This is a genomic window from Actinosynnema sp. NPDC053489, assembly GCF_044544865.1.
Lineage (GTDB): Bacteria > Actinomycetota > Actinomycetes > Mycobacteriales > Pseudonocardiaceae > Actinosynnema.
The window spans coordinates 384,163-404,992 of record NZ_JBITXT010000006.1; the positions used below are offsets into that span (position 1 = coordinate 384,163).

16 protein-coding genes, 2 tRNA genes and 1 other RNA gene are annotated in these 20,830 nt (G+C 71.0%); 11 read left to right on the top strand and 8 right to left on the bottom strand.

The window, feature by feature from the left end; all coding sequences use genetic code 11:
• On the bottom strand, positions 1-1,833 hold a 1,833-nt coding region (locus ACIGNX_RS16685), incomplete at its 3' end, for a tetratricopeptide repeat protein (RefSeq protein WP_396540805.1).
• Positions 1,834-1,847: 14 nt separating this feature from the next.
• On the bottom strand, positions 1,848-2,219 hold the full coding sequence (locus ACIGNX_RS16690; RefSeq protein WP_396540807.1) for an RIP homotypic interaction motif-containing protein: 372 nt from the start codon (positions 2,217-2,219) through the stop codon (positions 1,848-1,850).
• A gap of 715 nt (positions 2,220-2,934) precedes the next feature.
• On the opposite strand from ACIGNX_RS16690, the gene ACIGNX_RS16695 reads away from it, so the two are divergent.
• Positions 2,935-3,264 (top strand): tyrosine-type recombinase/integrase, encoded by a 330-nt coding sequence (locus tag ACIGNX_RS16695; protein ID WP_396540808.1) that lies wholly within the window; start codon positions 2,935-2,937, stop codon positions 3,262-3,264.
• A gap of 313 nt (positions 3,265-3,577) precedes the next feature.
• On the opposite strand, the gene ACIGNX_RS16700 is transcribed toward ACIGNX_RS16695, so the two are convergent.
• Both ACIGNX_RS16700 and ACIGNX_RS16705 read right to left on the bottom strand, forming a co-directional pair.
• A complete protein-coding gene (locus tag ACIGNX_RS16700) occupies positions 3,578-4,459 on the bottom strand; it encodes a phosphotransferase (protein ID WP_396540810.1) in 882 nt (293 codons plus the stop codon).
• Between the two features lie 19 nt (positions 4,460-4,478).
• A complete protein-coding gene (locus ACIGNX_RS16705; protein WP_396540812.1) occupies positions 4,479-4,994 on the bottom strand; it encodes a glycine-rich domain-containing protein in 516 nt (171 codons plus the stop codon).
• 177 nt (positions 4,995-5,171) lie between these two features.
• Between ACIGNX_RS16705 and ACIGNX_RS16710 the strand changes: the two genes are divergently transcribed.
• Together ACIGNX_RS16710 and ACIGNX_RS16715 are read left to right on the top strand one after the other, a co-directional pair.
• On the top strand, positions 5,172-6,296 hold the full coding sequence (locus ACIGNX_RS16710) for a helix-turn-helix domain-containing protein (RefSeq protein ID WP_396540814.1): 1,125 nt from the start codon (positions 5,172-5,174) through the stop codon (positions 6,294-6,296).
• A 153-nt stretch (positions 6,297-6,449) separates the two neighbouring features.
• Positions 6,450-6,534 (top strand) — tRNA-Ser (locus ACIGNX_RS16715).
• A gap of 670 nt (positions 6,535-7,204) precedes the next feature.
• Here ACIGNX_RS16715 and ACIGNX_RS16720 read toward each other — a convergent pair.
• Positions 7,205-7,354 (bottom strand): hypothetical protein, encoded by a 150-nt coding sequence (locus ACIGNX_RS16720; protein ID WP_396540816.1) that lies wholly within the window; start codon positions 7,352-7,354, stop codon positions 7,205-7,207.
• A gap of 123 nt (positions 7,355-7,477) precedes the next feature.
• On the opposite strand from ACIGNX_RS16720, the gene ACIGNX_RS16725 reads away from it, so the two are divergent.
• Positions 7,478-9,928 (top strand): endonuclease/exonuclease/phosphatase family protein, encoded by a 2,451-nt coding sequence (locus ACIGNX_RS16725; protein ID WP_396540818.1) that lies wholly within the window; start codon positions 7,478-7,480, stop codon positions 9,926-9,928.
• Positions 9,929-9,993: 65 nt separating this feature from the next.
• On the opposite strand, the gene ACIGNX_RS16730 is transcribed toward ACIGNX_RS16725, so the two are convergent.
• Together ACIGNX_RS16730 and ACIGNX_RS16735 are read right to left on the bottom strand one after the other, a co-directional pair.
• Positions 9,994-10,551, bottom strand: coding sequence for a hypothetical protein (locus ACIGNX_RS16730; RefSeq protein WP_396540820.1), 558 nt, complete (start codon positions 10,549-10,551; stop codon positions 9,994-9,996).
• Between the two features lie 120 nt (positions 10,552-10,671).
• Positions 10,672-10,756 (bottom strand) — tRNA-Ser (locus tag ACIGNX_RS16735).
• 88 nt (positions 10,757-10,844) lie between these two features.
• Between ACIGNX_RS16735 and ACIGNX_RS16740 the strand changes: the two genes are divergently transcribed.
• From ACIGNX_RS16740 to ACIGNX_RS16765, 6 genes are all read left to right on the top strand, one after another.
• Positions 10,845-11,762, top strand: a complete 918-nt coding sequence (locus tag ACIGNX_RS16740; protein ID WP_396540822.1) for an iron-siderophore ABC transporter substrate-binding protein — start codon at positions 10,845-10,847, stop codon at positions 11,760-11,762.
• A 60-nt stretch (positions 11,763-11,822) separates the two neighbouring features.
• Positions 11,823-11,917: signal recognition particle sRNA small type (gene ffs, locus ACIGNX_RS16745), an RNA gene on the top strand.
• Between the two features lie 31 nt (positions 11,918-11,948).
• Positions 11,949-14,096, top strand: coding sequence for a DNA polymerase III subunit gamma and tau (locus tag ACIGNX_RS16750; protein ID WP_396540824.1), 2,148 nt, complete (start codon positions 11,949-11,951; stop codon positions 14,094-14,096).
• Positions 14,097-14,170: 74 nt separating this feature from the next.
• The gene (locus ACIGNX_RS16755; RefSeq protein ID WP_396540826.1) at positions 14,171-14,497 is read left to right on the top strand and encodes a YbaB/EbfC family nucleoid-associated protein; all 327 of its coding nucleotides are present in this window, start codon (positions 14,171-14,173) and stop codon (positions 14,495-14,497) included.
• Positions 14,497-15,090, top strand: a complete 594-nt coding sequence (gene recR, locus ACIGNX_RS16760) for a recombination mediator RecR (protein WP_123744628.1) — start codon at positions 14,497-14,499, stop codon at positions 15,088-15,090. The genes ACIGNX_RS16755 and recR overlap by 1 nt, the downstream gene beginning before the upstream one ends.
• Positions 15,087-15,572, top strand: coding sequence for a uridine kinase (locus ACIGNX_RS16765; protein ID WP_396540828.1), 486 nt, complete (start codon positions 15,087-15,089; stop codon positions 15,570-15,572). Before recR ends, ACIGNX_RS16765 begins: the two co-directional genes overlap by 4 nt.
• Positions 15,573-15,582: 10 nt before the next feature.
• Here ACIGNX_RS16765 and ACIGNX_RS16770 read toward each other — a convergent pair whose 3' ends face one another.
• A complete protein-coding gene (locus ACIGNX_RS16770) occupies positions 15,583-18,849 on the bottom strand; it encodes a BTAD domain-containing putative transcriptional regulator (RefSeq protein ID WP_396540830.1) in 3,267 nt (1,088 codons plus the stop codon).
• 231 nt (positions 18,850-19,080) lie between these two features.
• Here ACIGNX_RS16770 and ACIGNX_RS16775 point away from each other — a divergent pair, with 231 nt between their 5' ends.
• A complete protein-coding gene (locus ACIGNX_RS16775; RefSeq protein ID WP_396540832.1) occupies positions 19,081-20,760 on the top strand; it encodes an ABC transporter substrate-binding protein in 1,680 nt (559 codons plus the stop codon).
• Positions 20,761-20,830: the final 70 nt, after the last annotated feature.

Genomic DNA, 20,830 nt, shown 5'->3' on the forward strand with positions numbered 1-20,830 from the left:
GCGGTCGGTGAGCAGCTCGGCGAATGCCTCGGCCGCCCCGACCGGGTCGCCCGCACGCCCCCGCCAGAAGGCGAGGTTGCCGCGGGTGGTCAGGGTGCTGGGGTGGTCGGGTCCCAGGATGCGCAGTCGGTCGGTGAGCAGCTCGGCGAATGCCTCGGCCGCCCCGACCGGGTCGCCCGCACGCCCCCGCCAGAAGGCGAGGTTGCCGCGGGTGGTCAGGGTGTCGGGGTGGTCGGGTCCCAGGATGCGCAGGTGGTCGGTGAGCAGCTCGGCGAATGCCTCGGCCGCCCCGACCGGGTCGCCCGCACGCCCCCGCCAGGAGGCGAGGTTGCCGCGGGTGATCAGGGTGTCGGGGTGGTCGGGTCCCAGGCGTTGGTGCAGGATGGTGTGGAGTCGGTGGAAGTGGTCAATCGCCTGGGCGGTCAGTCCCGTCTCTCCCAAGCTGTGACCGATGCGGAACAACACCGCATGGGCGCCGGTTTCCGGGTCAGGGTCGAGCAGATACCTCTCCGAGGTACTCCACAGCGTGATGGCGTTGGATCGCAGACCCGCTGCCGTCGTCTGATCACGTTCGATCTCGGGCCAGACTTCCATCAGGGCCTCACCGGCTGTCCACGCCAACCCGGACATGCGGTCAGCAGGGACCGCGTCGCGGGTGGCCCACTGGACCAGGGCATGGACCCGGACCGCTCGTGCCGGTTGAGTGAGATCCAGGGTGATCAGGCTCAACCGTTTCAAGCACCCCAGGGCGTCCCCCGCCGCTTCGGCGTCGACCGGGCGGCCGACCTGGACGGCCAGGTACTTGCACACCGTCTCGCCGGTGAGCACGTCGACGGGGATGCCGGCGGGGTCGAGCAGAGCGGCGATTTCCAGCAGCGGACGTGCCAGACCGGCCGGATGTAGTTCGTCGGCGAGGTCGATCGACAGCGACCACGTCGCGGCCACAGTCGCGTGATGCCCGGTGGGCAGGCTCTGATCGTCGGGCAGCACCTCGGCTAGCGCGCGGCGGCGGTCGGACAGACGTGTCCGGTAGCCGGCCGGGGTCAACAAGGGCTTGTCCGCGATGAACGCGGCAGCCTGGGCCAGCGCCAAAGGCAGGTGCCCCAGGTCCCCTGCCAGCCCTTCCAGTTGCCCTGTCTCCTCGTCGGCGACAATGCTAGACAGGCGTTCCTGGAGGTAGGCCAGTGATTCTTCGGGAACGAACACGCCCACCTCGACCACATTCCAGTCGCGTCTGGTCACGGCCGCGTCCTGGCGGCGGGTGGTGATCAGCAGTTGTCCGGTGCGGTCATGCGGAGGCCACAGGTCACGTAGATCCGCCGGCCTGGTGAGATCGTCCAACACAACGAGCCAGCGACGATCGGTCGAGATCAACCACTCCAGCAGCGCGACCGCCGCGCGTTCGGGCTCCACGTTGTCCCCGACCAGCAACAAGCGTCGGGCGGTATCGGCATAGCCGGTCACCACCGCATCCCGCGACGTCGCGGTGATCCACACCGCCATCTCGACCGACACATCGGGCCACACACTGCGGGCATACCGGGCGGCGATCTGCGTCTTGCCCACCCCACCCAACCCATGCAACACCGCCGTCGCGGCTGGCACGAGCACCGCGGCACCGTCCGACGTCAACGCCTCCCGCATACGCTGCTCCGCGGCCCGATCCTGGTAGCAGTCCGCCGTCAACGGCACCGCACCCACCCGAACCGGCCACACCACCTCCCGGCCCGGGTACAACGACATCCGGTTGTGGTTGCCGACCTGCACCGCCTTGCCGTCGCGCAGGTCGACATCGAACTCCGCCCCATGCCCGCCGTCGTGACCGGACCCCACCACACCACCCAGCGCTAGAAGTTGATCGTCATCGTGTTGTTGTCGCCCACCTGCACGCCTTTGCTGTCCCGCAGGTCGACGTTGTACTTCCCGTTCACCGCACCCTGCGGATCCGTCGCCTCCAGCACCTTGCGCGCAGCGGCGACCAGTTCGGAGTCGGCAGCCACTCCGGCGGCCTCCAGCGCCGTGCGCACCTGGGCATGCCCGGCCGGGTCGTCCACCTGCTCCTCGGTCACCGGGGCGGCACCCTTCCGCCCGACCGCCTTCACCACCAACTGCTTGAGTGACGCGTACGAGTCCTTCACCGCCGTAGAGGCCGTATCGGTCAACCCCGCACCGGCACCGGCCGCCAAAGCCGCCATCACAAAGTCCACCGACTCGATCACCGGACACACTCCCACCGTCATCCGACCACGACACCGGAAGTATCGGATCACCCCGCGTCCACGACACACGTCTTCGCCGATATCCCCCAAACGGCCGTACGGCAACGACCAGAGAGCAACATGAGCGTCTCTCGCTCTTCGCTTCTGTATGTCGACCGGCAACGATGGAGGCGTGCCTCAGAAGGTAGACGCGGTGCACCGCGGTTGCATTCGTGGTGGCGTTCGCTGACGGCCGGGTGCATTCGCGGGGGACCGTTGAACCTCGTTGAGCTGCGTGGATGGGCCTCTCGGCCGGTGCTGGCCGGTGGTTCGCAGACCTCGAAAGCGTGTGAGGTGAAAGCCTCCGTGGGTTCAAATCCCACCGCCACCGCTGGTCAAAGGGCCGGGCACCTCGTGAGGTGCCCGGCCCTTTGCTATGTCGTCTCACTCGTCGTCTCAGTCGTGCGCTCTAGGCCCGTTCAAACTGCGCACCTCGAACCGGAGCACCTGTGGTACGAAGGCCCTGCTGGAGTGGATCTCGCTCACTCCCTCCACCGCCACTGGCACGCGCTCGTCCGCGACTGGCGACGCTCCCTGCGGCGGACGGCAGGAGCGACGCCACCATCCGGATCCACCTGACAGTGGTCCGGCACCTCGTCGCGTGGCTCACCGCGGAGGATGATCCCTGCACCGCCGACGAGGTCGCTCGGAGTCGGATTCGGGCTGGGTCGCGCACATGCTCGAGATGCGCTCCGCCGCCACCGCGAACACCAACTACCGGGCGATCCGGCCGTTCTTCGCGTGGCTGATCGGTGAAGGCGTCATCCCACGTTCGCCGATGGAGGGCACGCGGCAGCCCAAGACGCCCGACAAGCCGGTTCCTGTCATCCGCGACCGGGAGATGACCGAGCTCCTGAACGCCTGCGTCGGACGCGGGTTCCTGGCGTTGCGCGATCGGGTGATCATCCGTCTACTCGCGGACACGGGTGTGCGAGGAGAGATCGCCGGTCTGGACGTAGCGGACGTGGACCTGGACTACGACTTCATCCGGGTGACGGTCGTCTGATTGACCGATGAGGCGCACAGGTGCGTGCCTGGGTTTCACCGGCTCTTTATTAGCGTTCTGGCCTGGTCCTGCAAATCCCTGAGTGCAGGAGAGAGTTTATTTGTGCCCGCCACCTCCGCGTGAATTCGGAGGTTTGGTCGGCGGATTGGCCCGACAGAGAGGGCGGTCCGAAAGTTCGGGGCTGCTCCCCGTCGGACACCCCGGTCCCTCTTCTCGCACACCCTTAGTGGGGTAGCGATTTTTCGACAGAAAGACGCTGGTTGAAACCTGTCTGGTCTGTATCGGCAGGTCGATAATCGTCCTTGAGCAGGTGCTAACAAGTGTTCAGTACGTGATAGCGATTCATGCGGTGTCGCGTCCACGTGCGTGCGGCCGTGGTGGTCGGTGTGTTCGGGAATCGGCGTTCCCAGAGTCGGACTGCCGATGCCGCGAACGCGGTGAGGGCATCGGGTGGCGTGGTGGCGAAATCCGGCGACCGCTGTGCCGCCCAGTGTTCGGCCGCGTCGAGTTGGTGTCCGGCGGCGATGAGGCGGATGACGAACAGCGCGGGGTCGATCCACGCGGCACCCGTTCGCCACCAGGCCCAGTCGATCACCTTCGCGGTGTCGGTGATGAGGAAGTTCGCCGGGTTGAGGTCGGAGTGGATCAAGTGGTCGCCGTGCATGTGGTCGGGGGCTTTCGCGGCCCAGTCGGTGATCAGGTCGGTGTTGGTCGTGGACCACGGGTCGGTGTTCGGGGGTGGCGTGGCGAGTTCGGTCTTGAGGGCGTGCGTCCACTGGTTCGCCATCGGGCGTCGTGGAGCCGGCGGGGGTGCGGTTCGCCGGATTCGGGTCAGCGCGTCGGCGACCGCGGGGAGGTCGTCGGAGTCGGGGGAGAGGTCGGCGTGGTGACCGGTTGCGTGCTCGAACCCGAGGATCAGCCAGTCGTCCTGCTCGACGTTCCACCGCAGGCGCGGGGCGAGGTCGGCGGGCAGGTGAGGGCCGATCGTGAGTTCGTTGCGGTGCATCGCGGCCAACGGCGAACCCGTCGTGATCCCCTTGCAGAACACCGGTCCGGAGGGCGTGGTCAGTGTGACGGCGAGTTCGGAGTTCCGGCCGCCATCCGGTGACGTCGCCTCCGACACCGGACCGGTGTGCTGCTCCACGGCCTGCCGCACCCCTTCGGGCAGGTCGTGCCAATCACGACGGGTCGCCATCCCTGTTCCTGTTCCGGGGCTAACGCCCCATCGTCACGGGCGTCCGGCGTTGTGCCGCCGCACCGTCGCCGTCGCCGCCCTGACCGCAGTTGGTGCACCCCGCGTGGCACTGGGAGCACTGGGCGGACTCCGCGGTGGCCCACAGCTCCGGATCGACCGTGAAGCCGGCGGCACGCATCGCGTCCACCGTAGGTGCGAGCACCTCCGCGGTGTCGGAGCCCGTCGCACGCGGTGGGGTGAACTCTTCGGGCACGTGGTGCAGGAACCGACCCGCCACCCGCTCGCAGAACTCCGCGTAGTCGACGGTGTTCAGGATGAACTGGTGCCACCCGAGGTCGACTCGCAGGCTCGGGCGGAAGTGACTTTCCGGATTGTCGGCGCACGCCTTCAGGAAGGCCACGGTCGCGGCCACGATGCGAACCGCCTCATCTCCGCTCATTCCCGCGTGCTCGTTGATGAGTTGTCGGGTCAGACGATTGCGGACGTCGTCGGAAATCAACGCCTCGGTTGGTGGCTTGACCACGGAAAGTGTCATCGCTCCCTCATTCCACACGTGAGCCATCCGGGTGGCGGAACGGGAATCCCTGTGGGTGAAGCAATCCCCGGTCCCGCCGTTGGGGCTTGTGCCCTACGAGTAGCGTGGCTGTAGCGGAGCGTCATCGGAACGGTTCCGGAGTCCACAGCCGTCCACAGCGCGGGGGAGGCGGTCTTGATGTTCGAAACGGCGAGAGCACTGCGGGCGGCTCGGCAAGCCGCAGGAATGAGTCTGGGGGTGTTGGCGCAACGCACTCATTACAGCAAGTCGTTGCTCGGGATGGTGGAAAATGGTCAGCGCACGGCGACACCTGAACTGGTAGCGGCCTACGAGCGTGCGCTTGGCGCACAGGGGTTGGGTGAGGACGTGAACAGGCGTGAACTGTTGGCGGCAGCCGCTGCGGTGCTTGCCGGGACCGCCACCCCCGATCCGCTGGTCCGACTACTCGACGGGCTCGGTGCTTCCGGTGTGCCGGGGAGGGTGGGTCGATCCGAAGTGGAGGCCGTGCAGCAGGCCACGACGGTGTACACGACGATGGACCTCCGGTACGGGGGTGAGGTCGCGGCGGACGTGTCCAGCGGCGCACTCAGGTGGGCCGTGAGCCTTCTGGACGCTCCGATGCGTGCCGACACCCGCGTGGAACTGTGCGAAGCGGTGGGCGCACTTGCGGACCGGACCGCGTGGACGCACTTCGATTCCGGCAGGACCTACTCCGCGCGGAGGCTGTCCACGCTCGCGCTTCGCACCGCGGACGAGGGCACCGATCCGGACCTTCGTGCGCACGTGCTGCTGAACATGGCCGCCCAGGTCGGCGACGCCCTCCCCGACGAAGCCGTCCGCCTGGTCGAGTCCGCGCTGTCGGACCAACGGGTCTGCGGCTTGGAACGCGCGAACCTGCACGCGGGCCTTGCCGGTCACCTCGCGAAGACCGGTGGGCACGACGACGCGCTTCACCACATCACGCAGGCGGAAAAGCTCGCCGAACGCGGTGGCGACCGACCCGAGTGGGCGGGCTTCCTCACCACCGAGCACTTGGATTCGATCATCACCCTTGCCCTGGCGTCGGCGGGCGAGGACGACGAGGCGATCCGCCGCTTCGAAGACCTCATCCTGCGCATGGGAGCGGACCGGCTGCGCGGGAAGGCGGGACGGATGATCGACCTGGCGGGGCTCTACGCGAAGACCGGTCGGCTGGACGAGGCGTGGGACTTGGCGGATCAAGCAGGCGCGGCGCTGAGCGACGTGCGCTCCACACGGGCGACCGATCGGCTCGCGACGTTGCGTCGGAGCATCACGGCCTGATGGCGGAAGGCTTGTCGGAGCGCCACAACTTGGCAAGGTCGTGAGCAGTGGGGCTGCCGACCGGTCCCGGCGATTTCGTCCTGGTGGCGACGGTCGTGCGGATTGGAACCGCTGGTCAGAGCGGCATTCGGCAGGGTGCCCGTTGTTCTCGGCGGTGGCGTGTCCGAGCGGCCGAAGGAGCACGCTGCGAAAGCGTGTGGGGTGCAAGCCTCCGTGGCGTCAAATCCCACCGCCATCGCTGCTCGGAGCCCCGGCAACCGACCATGGTTGCCGGGGCTCTGACGTTCGGTGGCATTCCTGGTGACGGTTGTCCTGAGTTCCCCGGGGCTGCGGCCTGGCTGCCGGCGCGCACCACTGCTCCATCGGCCTGAACGTGACCGTTACAAGTACAAGCCTTCGGCATACTGGTACGGCTCCACCGGCAACAGGCCGGCGCTCCCGAGGGGAGCCACCGCACGCAGTACCCAGCTCTACCCATCGCCACGAATGGGCTCAAACGTATTCCGTGGTCGCGGTGGCCGGAAGGGAACACCGTGTCTGTTGTCGAACTGGTGATCGAGTCGGTTCTCGCCATCACCGGGCTGCTGACCGCCGTGCCGCAGGTCCACCGGTGGTGGATCTCTCGCCGCCCCTCATGCGCGAAGTTGCGGCCACCGCGACGGTCCAAGCGGCGGCGCTGAACAGGTGTGGCCCGGAAGCCGGCTTCCGGGCCACACCCTTGGCGGATGACGGTGGCTAGGTGGTCCCCGGTGGCGTCCACCCCCGTCACCGCTGTCCGACGCCTCTGAGGACTGATCAGCGGCCTTCCAGGGCAGCCCGCCGACCCGTTGGGCGACGTCCCGGCGGATCGCCGCGGTGATGTGCTGGTACCCGGCCGCCATCGCGGTGTTCGACCGACCCCTGATGCCCTACGGCTCGATCGCCATCCCGTGGACCGCGCCCGAGCGCCCGACGCACACGGGCGCCGATCCGGGCCTCGTCAGGTCCGGGTCGGCGCCCCTGTCGTGCGCGGCGCGCCCGTGCCGGCGCTGGGAGGGCCACCGGGCGGGCACCGCCATGACCCTACCCTACGTTCGAACACACGTTCGAGAGAGGTAAAGGGTCAACCGTTAGTCGTGGTGTCTTTCGCCGTTCACTCGATCCGGGGAGGATGCGCGGAGCCGCCAACTACGGAGGATCCGTTGAGACCTAACCCGCTCCGCGTCGGACTGGCGGTCACCGCCGCCACGGCCGTGTCGTTCGCCCTCGCCACGCCGATCCACGCGGCTCCGAGCCAGGACGCCCTCATCGCCGAGGTCTACGGCGGTGGCGGCAACTCCGGTGCCACGTTGACCCAGGACTTCGTCGAACTCGGCAACGCGAGCGCCGCGCCGGTCTCCGTGGACGGCTGGAGCGTGCAGTACCTCCCGGCGAGCGCCAGCGCGTCGAGCCAGTGGCAGGTCACCCCGCTGACCGGCGCGATCCCCGCCGCGGGGCGGTTCCTGGTCGCCGAGTCCAAGGGCTCCGGCGGCACGGTCGAGCTGCCCGCGCCGGACGTCACCGGCACCATCGCGATGAGCGGCACCGGCGGCACGATCGCCCTCGTCGCCGCCACCACCCCGCTGACCTGCAAGACCGCCGCCGACTGCGTCGCCGACACCCGCGTGCGCGACCTGATCGGCTACGGCTCGTCGACCGTCGTGCGGGAGACCTCCCCGACGGCCAACCTGGGCAACACGACCTCGGCGGCCCGGCCGGCGCTGGTCGACACCGACAACAACGCGGCCGACTTCGCCATCGGCGCGCCGACCCCGGTCAACTCCAAGGGGCAGGGCACCGGCGACCCCGAGCCGGACCCCGAGCCGCAGCCCGGTGACAAGCGCATCCGCGACATCCAGGGCACGACCCGGATCTCGCCGCTGCTGGGCCAGAAGGTCTCGGGCGTGCCCGGCGTCGTCACCGCGACCCGCGCCATCGGCGACCGCGGCTTCTGGATCCAGGACACGACCCCGGACGCCGACCCGCGCACCAGCGAGGGCGTGTTCGTCTACACCGCGGGCCTGGCCCCGACCGTCGAGCCGGGCGACGACGTGCTGGTCTCCGGCACCGTCGCCGAGTACCGGCCGGGCGGTGACGCGGCGAGCAACTCCAACCAGACGCTCACCGAGATCACCGGCGCGACGGTCACCGTGAAGTCGAAGGGCAACGCCCTGCCGACGCCGGAGGTCCTCAACCCGCCGGCGGGCTACCTGCCCACCGCGGGCGGCGGCAGCATCGAGGACCTCCCGCTCGACCCGGCGACCTACGGCCAGGACTACTACGAGTCCCGCGAGGGCATGTACGTCCAGGTGGCCGACGCCCGCGTGGTCGGACCCACCAACAACTTCGACGAGACGTGGATCACGACCCACCCGACCGAGAACCCGACGCCCCGCGGCGGCACGATCTACCTCGGCTACGACCAGCCCAACAGCGGCCGGATCAAGGTCAAGCCGGGCGCGGCGACGCCGACCAGGAGCAACGTCGGCGACGTGTGGCGGGGCGCGACGGTCGGCAACGTCGAGTACACCAACTTCGGCGGCTACACCCTGGCCACCAAGGCGGTCGGCGAGCACGTCCCCGGCGGCACCACGCCCGAGGTGACCGACGCGCAGCGCTCCTACGAGCTGTCGGTGGCCACGTACAACGTGGAGAACCTGGCCGCCACCAACGACCAGGCCAAGTTCGACCGCCTCGCGGCGGCCGTGGCGAAGAACCTGAAGAACCCCGACGTCGTCGTGCTGGAGGAGATCCAGGACAACAACGGCGCGACCGACGACGGCACGGTGGCGGCGGACGCCACGTTCACCCGGTTCACCGACGCCATCGCGGCCGCGGGCGGCCCCCGCTACCAGTGGCGGCAGATCGACCCGGTCAACAAGGCCGACGGCGGCGAGCCCGGCGGCAACATCCGGGTGGCGTTCCTGTTCAACCCGGCGCGGGTGTCCTTCGTGGACCGGCCGGGCGGCGACGCCACCACGCCGGTGGCGGTCGTGAAGCAGCACGGCCGCGCCGCGCTGTCGGTGTCCCCGGGCCGCGTCGCGCCCGCCGACCCGGCGTGGAACAGCAGCCGCAAGCCGCTGGCCGGCGAGTTCACGTTCCGCGGCCGCACGGTGTTCGTGGTCGCGAACCACTTCAACTCCAAGGGCGGCGACCAGGCCATGCACGGCCGCTACCAGGAGCCGGTGCGCAGCTCCGAGGTGCAGCGCACCCAGCAGGCCGCGCTGCTGCGCGGGTTCGTGGACCAGGTCAAGGCGGTCGACAAGAACGCCAACGTGGTCCTCGCCGGTGACATCAACGACTACCAGTTCTCGCCGGCGGTCCAGACCCTGACCGGCAAGGGCGACATCGTCGACCTGATCGGCACGCTGCCCGCCGCCGAGCGGTACAGCTACGTGTTCGAGGGCAACTCGCAGACCCTCGACCACATCTTCATCAGCGCCAACATCACCCGCTACCGCTACGACGTGGTGCACATCAACGCCGAGTTCGCCGACCAGGCCAGCGACCACGACCCGCAGGTCGTGAAGCTGCGCCCGAGCACCGGCAACGCGAACGTCGACCGGCTGGTGTTCGTGCTGGAGGACATCGTGGAGTACCTGCCCCGGACGTGACGCCGGAGCGGGCCCCGACGCCCCCTCGGACCGGAGGACCGGACCCCGAGGGGGCGTCGTGCTGGTCAGCCCCCGGTCGACGCGGGTGCGGTGGTGGCCGGGACCGGCCTGGTGGGGGCGTCCGTCGCGGCCGGGACGGGGCGCGTGGTGGGGACGGCCGTCGTGGTCGGGGCGACCGTGGGGCTGGGCGCGGGTCGGGTGGTCGGCGCGGGGGTCGTGGTCGGCCTCGGCGTGGTGGTCGGCGGCTGGGGGGAGGTGGCGCACTCCGCGGTCTTCGGCAGCCCGGCCAGCGCGTCGCCGACGAAGTAGATCGCGCTCGACCACTGCGTGCCGCCGTCCTGCCGGCCGACGTTCAACCAGACGTCGTTGGTGTAGCCGAAGTCCGTGACCGACTGGCCGTGCGCCCAGCAGTGAACGCCCACCGTCGTGCCCTCGGGGATCGGGCCGCCCGCCGCGGGGAGGCACGCCGTCGACGGGCAGGTGCGGACGTTCACGTCGTGCCACGTCGTCGCCTGGTAGGCGGGCACCGCGCCGACCTCGGGCCCGGCCGCGGCGGCGCCGGCGCCGACCAGCAGGCCCCCGGCGGCCAGCGACGTGACGACGGCCGTCTTGACGATCCCCATGGGTGTTCCTCCCGTAATCGTTCGATCACTGGTTCAAACGCCCCGGGACGGCCGGGAGGTTGCACCGGAGGAACGAACAGGGCCCCGGATCACCTGATGGTGAACCGGGGCCCTGGTCCGCGGAGGATACGGGATTTGAACCCGTGAGGGGGTTAACCCAACACGATTTCCAGTCGTGCGCACTAGGCCGCTATGCGAATCCTCCGTGGCGGAGTCTAACGGAGGGCTCCCGCCGCCCCCAAAACGGGTGGTCGACCCCATCGGTCGCCGATGGGTTCGGTTAGGCTTGCCTAATGAAGCGTGGTCTCGTCGTGCTCCTCTCCGCCCTGCTCCTGGCCGCCTGCGGAAGCGGCGGCGGTGACGCCGGGCCGGCCTCGTCCGGCGTGACGGTCGACACCCGGTTCGGTCCCGTGACGATCGACAAGCCGCCCACGCGGGTGGTGGCGCTCGGGTGGTCCGACGCCGAGACGGCGCTCGCCCTCGGCGTGCAGCCGGTCGGCGCGAGCGACTGGCTCGGGTTCGGCGGCAAGGGCGTCGGGCCGTGGGCGGAAGGGCTGTACCGGCAGGCGCCGACGCTCCTGGGCACCACCGAGATCGACTACGAGGCCGTCGCCGCGCTCCAGCCCGACCTCATCCTCAACACCCGGTCGGACAACGACGAGAAGAAGAACGAGACGCTGTCCAAGATCGCGCCCACGATCGGCGCGCCGAAGGACGTCATCCCCTACGGCACGTCGTGGCGGCAGCAGGTCGAGATGGTCGCCAAGGCCCTGGGCAAGGTCGCCGAGGGCGAGAAGATCGTCTCCGACCTGGACGCGAAGTTCGCCGAGAACGCGAAGTTCGACGGCAAGACCGCCGTGGTGGGCGCGTACTTCGACGGCAAGTTCGGCGCGTACGTCTCCGGCGACCCGCGCGCGGACTTCATGAAGGCGCTCGGCTTCACCCTCCGCAAGGACGTCGAGGACCTCGCCTCGGGCACGTTCTACGTCGACGTCTCCACCGAGCGGCTGGACCTGCTGACCGCCGACCTGAGCGTGCTGTTCCCGATCGGCGGCGACGCCACCGCGCTCAAGGCCAACCCCCTCGTGCCGCCGAAGGCGCTGATCATGGAGGACAAGAACCTGGTCAACGCCTTCTCCAGCGGCTCGTCGCTGGGCATGGCCTACGCGCTGGACCACGCCGTGCCGCTGTTCACGACGGCGCTCGGCTAGCGGCGGTCCGGTCGCCGTTCACCCGGCCGAGGGGCGGGCGGGGCGACCGGCTACACTGGACGCGGACCTCGTGCGGCACACATCTCGCGAACCTCCCCAGGGCCGGAAGGCAGCAAGGATAAGCGGGCTCTGGTGGGTGCACGGGGTCCCCTTTCTTTGTCGGACCCTCCCGGTAAGGTCGCCGACGTGGCGCTCGCCCTCTACCGCAAGTACCGCCCGGCGACCTTCGGCGAGGTCGTCGGTCAGGAGCACGTCACCGAGCCGCTGCGCACCGCCCTGGCGGCCGGTCGGGTCAACCACGCCTACCTGTTCTCCGGGCCGCGCGGCTGCGGCAAGACGTCCAGCGCCCGCATCATGGCCCGGTCGCTCAACTGCGCGCAGGGGCCGACGCCCGAGCCGTGCGGCGAGTGCAACTCGTGCGTGGGCCTCGCGCCCAACGGCCCGGGCAGCGTGGACGTGGTGGAGCTGGACGCGGCCAGCCACGGCGGTGTGGACGACGCCCGCGACCTGCGGGACAAGGCGTTCTACGCGCCGGCCGAGTCGCGGTACCGGGTGTTCATCATCGACGAGGCGCACATGGTCACCACGCAGGGCTTCAACGCCCTGCTGAAGATCGTGGAGGAGCCGCCCGAGCACCTCATCTTCATCTTCGCCACCACCGAGCCGGACAAGGTGCTGCCCACCATCCGCTCGCGCACCCACCACTACCCGTTCCGGCTGATCCCGCCCGGCTCGATGCGGGCGCTGCTGGAGCGCAACTGCGCCGCCGAGGGCGTGGCGGTCGAGCCGTCGGTGTTCCCGCTGGTCATCCGCGCGGGCGGCGGGTCGGCGCGGGACACGCAGTCGGTGATGGACCAGCTGCTGTCCGGCGCGGGCCCCGAAGGGGTGCGCTACGACCGGGCGATCTCGCTGCTCGGCGTGACGGACGTGGCGCTGATCGACGACGTGGTGGACGGCCTCGCGCGCGGCGACGGCTCGGCGGTGTTCGGCACCATCGACCGCCTGGTCGAGGCCGGGCACGACCCGCGCCGCTTCGCGTCCGACCTGCTCGACCGGCTGCGCGACCTGGTGCTGCTGCACGCCGTGCCGGACGCGGCGGAGCGCGGGCTGGTGTCCGTGCCGGACGACGAGCTGGCCAGGATGATCGCCCAACGCGACGCGACCCGGCCCGCGACGGTCACCCGTTGGGCGGAAATCCTGCACCAGGGGCTGACCGAGATGCGCGGCTCGACCGCGCCCCGGCTGCTGCTCGAGCTGGTGAGCGCGCGGATGCTGCTGCCGTCGGTCGGCGACGTCGAGTCGGGCCTGTTGCAGCGCGTGGAGCAGCTGGAGCGGCACGGCCCGCCCGCCGGCGGCGCACCCGCGGGCCCAGCCCCGGAGTCGCGCTTCCAGCGCCCCTCGCAACGCGCCGCCGAGCCCGCCGTGCCGCAGTCCGCAGTGCCGCAGTCCGCGGCACCGCAATCCGCCGCCGCGCCGCTCCAACCGGCCACGCCGAGCCCTCAGGCCGCCGCATCGCCGAGCCCTCAGGCCGCCTCATCGCCGAGCGTCCAGGCCGCCGCGCCGCCGAGCGCCCAGACCGCCGCGTCGCCGAACGCCCAGGCGGCCGGCCCGTCGCGGCCCGGGCCGGCGCGCGGCGCGGCCTCGCCACCGGTGGGCCCACCGCCGCCACCGCCGGTCCTGTCCTCGTCCGCCCGGCCGTCACCGGAGCCGGCCGCCCCGGCCGCGGAACCGGAGCAGGCGCGGGCCGCCGCGCAGCCGGGCCGGGTGGACATCGCCGAGATCCGCCGCCGGTGGCCGGAGGTGTGCGCCGCGGTCCGGGGTCTCGCCGGGGTCAGCGTGGGCGCGCTGCTCACCAGCGCCACCATCGGCGACGTCGACGGCGACGTGGCCACCGTGGTCCACTCGTCGGCCCCGCTGGCCCAGCGGCTCGCCGAGCCGCGCAACGTCGACGCGATCGCGACGGCGTTCGGCCAGGTGTTCGGCGGCGGTTGGCAGGTCCGCTGCGTGCACGGCAAGGCGGGTCCCGCGGCGGCCAGGCAGGCGCCGGCCGCCAAGCCGCAGCGGCCCGCGCCGACCCGGCCCAGCCAGGCCCAGGCGCGGCACGCCGAGCCGGCCCGCCCGGCACCCGCGGGCCGCCCCCCGGCCGACGACGTGCCGCCGCCGCCCGAGCCGCCGGAGCCCGACGAGCCCCTCCCGCCGGAGCCGGTGGACGAGGAGGAGATGCTGGCCGAGGCGGCCCGCCCCGGCGACGCGGACGACCAGCGGCTCGACCCGGAGGCCGTGGTGCTCAAGCTGCTCGCCGACGAGCTGGGCGCTCGGCCGTTGAAGGGCTGATCGACGCGACTACGCTGGTGAACGGCGGCAGACCCCGAAGAGAGGAACCCGCGGTGCAACCCGGTGGGCCGAACATGCAGCAAATCCTCCAGCAGGCGCAGAAGATGCAGGAGCAGTTGGCCGCTGCGCAGCAGGAGCTGGCCGAGGCGGAGGTCACCGGCACCGCCGGCGGCGGGCTGGTCACCGCCGTCGTGTCCGGCGGCGGTGAGCTGAAGAGCCTGACCATCGACCCGAAGGCGGTCGACCCGGACGACGTCGAGACGCTGTCCGACCTCGTCGTCGCGGCCGTGCGCGACGCCAACCGCGCGGCGCAGGAGCTGGCGGCCCAGAAGATGGGCCCGCTGGCCAGCGGCATGGGCGGGATGGACGACCTGGGCGGTCTCGGGAAGCTGTTCGGCTGATGTACGAGGGGCCCGTCCAGGACTTGATCGACGAGCTCGGCAGGCTGCCGGGCGTCGGTCCGAAGAGCGCGCAGCGCATCGCCTTCCACCTGCTCGCCGCGGACCCGGCCGACATCGGCCGGCTCCAGGACGCGTTGCAGAAGGTCAAGGACGGCGTGGTGTTCTGCGACGTGTGCGGCAACGTCTCGGCCGAGGCGACTTGCCGCATCTGTCGCGACCCGCGCCGCGACCTGACGCTGATCTGCGTGGTGGAGGAGCCGAAGGACGTGCTCGCGGTCGAGCGGACCCGCGAGTTCAAGGGCCGCTACCACGTCCTGGGCGGTGCGCTCGACCCGTTGTCCGGGGTCGGTCCGGACCAGCTGCGGATCAGGCAGCTGCTCACCCGGATCGGCACGGACGTGTCGGAGATCATCATCGCCACGGACCCGAACACCGAGGGCGAGGCGACGGCCACGTACCTGGTGCGGATGCTGCGGGACTTCCCGGGGCTCACCGTCACCAGGCTCGCGTCCGGCCTGCCGATGGGCGGCGACCTGGAGTTCGCCGACGAGCTGACCCTCGGTCGGGCCCTGTCGGGCCGGCGGAGCATGTGAGGCTCATCGCGGTCGACGGGCCGTCGGGCTCGGGCAAGTCGACGTTCGCGGCGCGCCTGGCGCTGAGGCTGGGCGCGACCGTGGTGCCGACCGACCACTTCGCCACCTGGACGGACCCGGTGTCGTGGTGGCCGCGCCTGGTGGCCGAGGTCCTCGACCCGCTCCGGCACGGCCGCGAGGCGACATACCGGCGCGTGGAGTGGACGGGCGGCTGGCCGAAGCCGGGCGGGCTGGTGCGCGTGCCGGTGCCGGAGGTCCTGGTCATCGAGGGGGTCTCGGCGGCCCGCCGCTCCATCGCGCCGATCCTGGACGAGGCGATCTGGGTGGAGCTGCCGGACCCGGAGGAGCGGCTGCGCCGGGCCGTCGAACGGGACGGCGAGGCGTGCCGCCCCCACCTGCGCCGCTGGCAGGCGTTCGAACGCGGCTGGTTCGCGGTGGACGGCACCAAGGCCCGCGCGGACCGGGTCGTCACGCCGGACTGACCGCGCTGCGTCAGACCCGGCCCTCCAGCGCCGCCCGCACCACGTCCGCCTCGGGCGAGCCCATGGCGGTGAACCACTCCAGCGCCGTCTCCCAGTGCTCGCGCGCCGCCGCGGGGTCGCCGCCGGCGGCCAGGGCGTCACCCGCCAGGTGCGCCGCCCGCGCGTGCACGCACGCCTGGCCGGTCCCCGCGCTCAGCTCCAGGCACCGCAGCGCGAGGTCCAACGCCTGCGCCACGTCACCCTGGTCGAACCTGATCCGCCCCAGCACCGCCAGCACGTCGACCTCGGCGATCCGCAACCGGTACCGGACGGCGCTGTCCAGCGCCTGGGTCGCCGAGTAGCGCGCCTCGTCCAGCCGGCCCGCCGCCCGGTGCGTCAGCGCCAGGCTCCGCCGGGCCGCGCAGATGCCCAGCGGGTAGCCGGTCTCCTCGGCGATCCGCAGCGCCTCGGTGGTCCGCTCGACCGCCTCGTCCAGCCTCCCCAGCCCGCACAACGCCTCGCCGAGCGCGTTCTTCGCGTCGCACAGCCCCTTGAGGTTGCCCAGCTCCTCGGCGATCCCCATCGCCCGCCCGGCCTCGTGCGCGGCGTCGGCCCAGCGGCCCCGCATCACGTACGTCAGCGCCAGGCCCTCGTGGGAGAAGTGCGCGAACCCGCGGGCGCCGGCCCGCTCGTACAGCTCGCCGCACTTCTCGTACAGCTCGGCGGCCCGCTGCGGCCGGCCCAGGAACAGGTGCGCCTCGGCCAGCGCCCGGTGGCTGTCGGCCTGCGTCATCCACGCGCCGAGCCGGTTGCCGACGTCCAGCGCGCCCTCGAACGACGACACGGCCCGGTCGAGCTGCCCGAGCTGCATGTAGACGCCGCCGAGGTTGAGCTGGGCGATGCCCTCCTGCTGCAACGCCCCGATGTCCCGCGTGATCACGAGCGCGCGCTCCAGGTGCTCCGCGGCCTGCTCCAGGTCCCCGATGTCGATGCACACCGCGCCCAGGTTGGCCAGCACGGCGGCCTCGACGGCGGGCGCGGCCCCGGTGCGCTGCTGGATCGGGATGGCCCGCCGGAAGTAGTCGACGGCCACCCGGTGCTGCCCGATCGCCCAGTACAGCGTGCCCAGCGACGACAGCATCGCCACCTCGCCGACGGCGTCCTGCGACGCCTGCGCCACCGCGAGCCCCGCCTTGGCGGTCGCCAGCCACTCCACCGGCAGCCCGATCGTGTAGAAGTACCGGCGCAGCGCGTCCGCGAGCTGCCACACGTCCCGGTCGGGGTGCCGGTCGGCGGCGTGCACGACGAGCCCGACGAGGTTGCCGCGCTCGGCGTCCAGCCACGCCAGGGCCTCCGCCGAGGTGGAGAACAGCCGGGGTGTGACGCCGGCCACGACGTCGGTGCGCGGCAGCCGCAGCAACGTGCTCTTGAACGCGTCCGTGGCGTTGTCCACCGACCGGATCGACCAGTCGAGCAGCCGCCGCGACGCCTGCGCGCTCTCCGCCGGGTCGTCCTCGACCTCGCGCCGCTCGGCGGCGTAGTCGCGCAGCAGGTCGTGGAACTGGTAGCGGCCGGGCGCGTGGTTGTCCACGAGGTTGGCCGTGGCCAGCCGGTCCAGCCGCCGCCGGGCGTCCTGCGTGGTCAGCCCGCCCAGGGCCGCCGCCACGTCCGGCGTGATGTCGCCGGGCGCGAGGCTGAGCAGCCGGAACAGCGACGCCAGCTCGGGCTTCAGCGCCGTGTAGGACAGGTCGAACGCGGCGTGCACGGCGGCCCGCTCGTCACCCTCCACGGCCAGCGCCGCGAGCCGGTTGCCCGCGCGCAGCTCGTCGACGTAGGACGAGATGGTGATCTCCGGCCGCGACAGCAGGTTGGCCGCCGCGATCCGCAGCGCCAGGGGCAGGTGCGCGCACAGCTCGGCCAGCTCGTCGGCCGCCTCCGACTGCGAGGCCACCACCTCCTCGCCGAGCATCCCGGCCAGCAGCGCCCGCGTCTCGGACCGGTCGAGCACGTCCAGCCGCACGTTGGACGCGGCGTGGCTGACCGCCAGCCCCCGCAGGGTGTCGCGGCTGGTCACGAGGACCGCGCAGCCGGGCGAGCCGGGCAGCAGCGGCCGGATCTGCTCGGCGTTGGCCGCGTTGTCCAGCACCAGCAGCACCTGCTGGTCGGTCAGCCGCGACCGGAACATCGCCTCCTGCTCGTCCTGGTCCAGCGGCACGGACTCCGGTGGCACGCCCTGCGCCCGCAGGAACCGCGGCAGCACGTCGACGGCGCTCAGCGGCGGGCCCTGGGCGTACCCGCGCAGGTTCACGTACAGCTGCCCGTCGGGGAAGAAGTGCCGCATCTTGTGCGCCGCGTGCACGGCCAGCGCGGTCTTGCCCACGCCGGGCGGGCCGGCCAGCGTCACCACGGGCACGCCCTGCGCGGTCCGCAGCAGCGCCTCGATCAGCTGCACGGCCTGCTCGCGGCCCACGAAGTCGCCGATGTCGGCGGGCAGCTGCGAGGGCACCACCCGGTCGCGCCGCGCGGCGACCGCGTTCTGCCCGAGGTCCAGCGACGGCGACCCGCCGAGCACCTGCTGGTGCACGCGCCGCAGCTCGTCGCCGGGGTCGATGCCGAGCTGCTCGGCCAGCAGCCCGCTGACGCGGCGGTAGGCGCCCAGCGCGTCGGCCTGGCGACCCGACCGGTACAGCGCGACCATCAGCTGCGCCCACAGCCGCTCCCGCAGCGGGTGCTCGCTGGTGAGCCGGGACAGCTCCGGGATCAGCTCGGCGTGGCGGCCCAGCTCCAGGTCCACCTCGACGCGGCGCTCCTCCACGTGCAGCCGCCGCTCGCCCAGGCGGGGCACCTCGTCGCGGTGCAGCACCTCGGACGGCACGTCCACCATCGCCGGGCCGCGCCACAGCGCCAGGGCCGCGGTGAAGATCGCCGACGCCGACTCCAGCCTGCCCGCCGCCCGCTCCCGCTCGCCCTCCTCGACGAGCTGCTCGAACCGCATCACGTCGATCGTGCGCTCGTCGACGTCGATCAGGTAGCCGTCGGGGACGGTGCGGATGGGCACGGCCGGTCCGAGCACCTGCCGCAGCCGCATCACGTAGGTCTGCAGCGTGCCGCGGGCCCGCGCGGGAGGGTCGGCGCCCCAGACGTGCTCCGCCAGCTCGTCCACCGAGACGCCCGCCCCGGCGCGCAGGAGCAGCGACACCAGCAGCGCGCGCTGCCGCCCCGCCCGCACCGGGACCTGCTCGCCGTCGACCAGCACCTGCAACGGTCCGAGGACGCGGAACTCGACCGCAGGGCTCACCGGCGACCTCCCTCCGCACGTGTGCAGGTTTCTGTTGTCCGTTGTACAGCGTAGGAGGGCGTTTGCCCGATCATCCGTGGTCACGTTGGGTCAGTGGTGGTGTGCGCGACGTGTGTTAATGCTGATTCACGTGGCCGGATCGTGACCTGGGACGACCCGGAAGGGTCGTGGTGACCGGTTAGGGTCCGTGACCACACCGTGAGATCCCGGATTTCCCTAGGGGTGTGTCAAATGCTTCAATTTCGATCGGCCCGGCGCCGATGGTTGGCCGCGATCGGCCTGACCGGCGTCGCGGCACTGGCACTGTCGGCCTGTGCCCAATCCGAGCGCGGCGACGACTCGGGGTCCGGCAAGGTCGGCGGCACGATGGTCTTCGGCGCGGCGGGTGAGCCGAAGAACTTCGACCCCATCTTCAACGACGACGGCGAGAGCTTCCGCCCGATCCGCCAGATGTTCGACACGCTGGTGACCTACAAGCGGGGCACCGCCGACCTGGCACCGGGTCTCGCGGAGAAGTGGACGCCCAGCGAAGACGGCAAGTCGTGGACGTTCGACCTGCGCAAGGGCGTCAAGTTCCACGACGGCACGCCGTTCAACGCCGCGGCCGTCTGCTTCAACATGGACCGCTGGTTCAACATGAAGGGCGCCGCCGCCCAGAGCCAGATGATCTACTACGGCGACGTGTTCGAGGGCTTCGCCAAGAACGAGGGCGACGCGGCGGGCGACCCGGTCTACAAGTCCTGCGAGGTCAAGGACGAGAACACCGCCGTCCTGAACCTGAACAAGTACAAGGGCGCGTTCCCGGCCGCGTTCGGTTTGACCGCCTTGTCCATCTCCAGCCCCGAGGCGCTGAAGAAGTACGACGCGGACAACGTCGGGCAGTCGGGTGACTCGTTCACCTACCCGGCTTACGCGACCGAGCACCCGACCGGCACCGGCGCGTTCAAGCTGGAGAAGTTCGACAAGGCCAACAAGACGATCACCCTGGTCCGGAACGACGACTACTGGGGCGAGAAGGCCAAGCTCGACAAGCTGATCTTCAAGATCATTCCGGACGAGAACGCGCGCAAGCAGGAACTCAAGGCCGGCACGATCGACGGCTACGACTTCCCGAGCCCGGCCGACTACAACTCGCTGAAGTCCGACGGCTTCAACGTCACGCCGCGGCCCGCGTTCAACATCCTCTACCTGGGCATCAACGGCGCCAACAACCCGGCGCTGAAGGACCTGCGGGTGCGCCAGGCCATCGCCTACGCCGTCAACCGCGACCAGCTCGTGAAGACGAAGCTGCCGCTGGGCGCCGAGGTGGCGACGCAGTTCATGCCGAAGACCGTGGCGGGCTACGCCGACGACGTGCAGAAGTACCCGTACGACGTGGCCAAGGCCAAGGACCTGCTGGCGCAGGCCGGCGCGTCGAACCTGAGCCTGAAGTTCTACGTGCCCACCGAGGTCAGCCGGCCCTACATGCCGAACCCGACCGAGATCGCGGCCGTGATCGCCGACGACCTCAAGGCGGCGGGCGTCAACGTCGAGATCGTGTCCCGCCCCTGGAACGGCGGCTACAAGGACGACGTGCAGAAGCTCGGCAAGCACGACCTGCACCTGCTCGGCTGGACCGGTGACTACAACGACGCCGGCAACTTCGTCGGCACGTTCTTCGGCCGGGAGAAGAAGGAGTTCGGCTTCTCCGAGCAGTCCCTGTTCGACGAGATCGCGGCGGCCGACGGCGTCGTCGACCAGCAGAAGCACGCGGACGCCTACAAGCAGGTGAGCCGCGACCTGATGAGCAAGTACCTGCCCGCGATCCCGGTGTCCCACTCGCCGCCGGCGATCGTGGTCGGCGGCAAGATCTCCGGTCTGGTCCCGAGCCCGCTGACCGACGAGCGCTTCGACACGGTGAGCAAGGGCTGAACCGAACGGTAGGTCGGGTGGTGGCGCTCGTGACCCGGGCGTCACCACCCGTTCTGTCGGGAGGGCATCC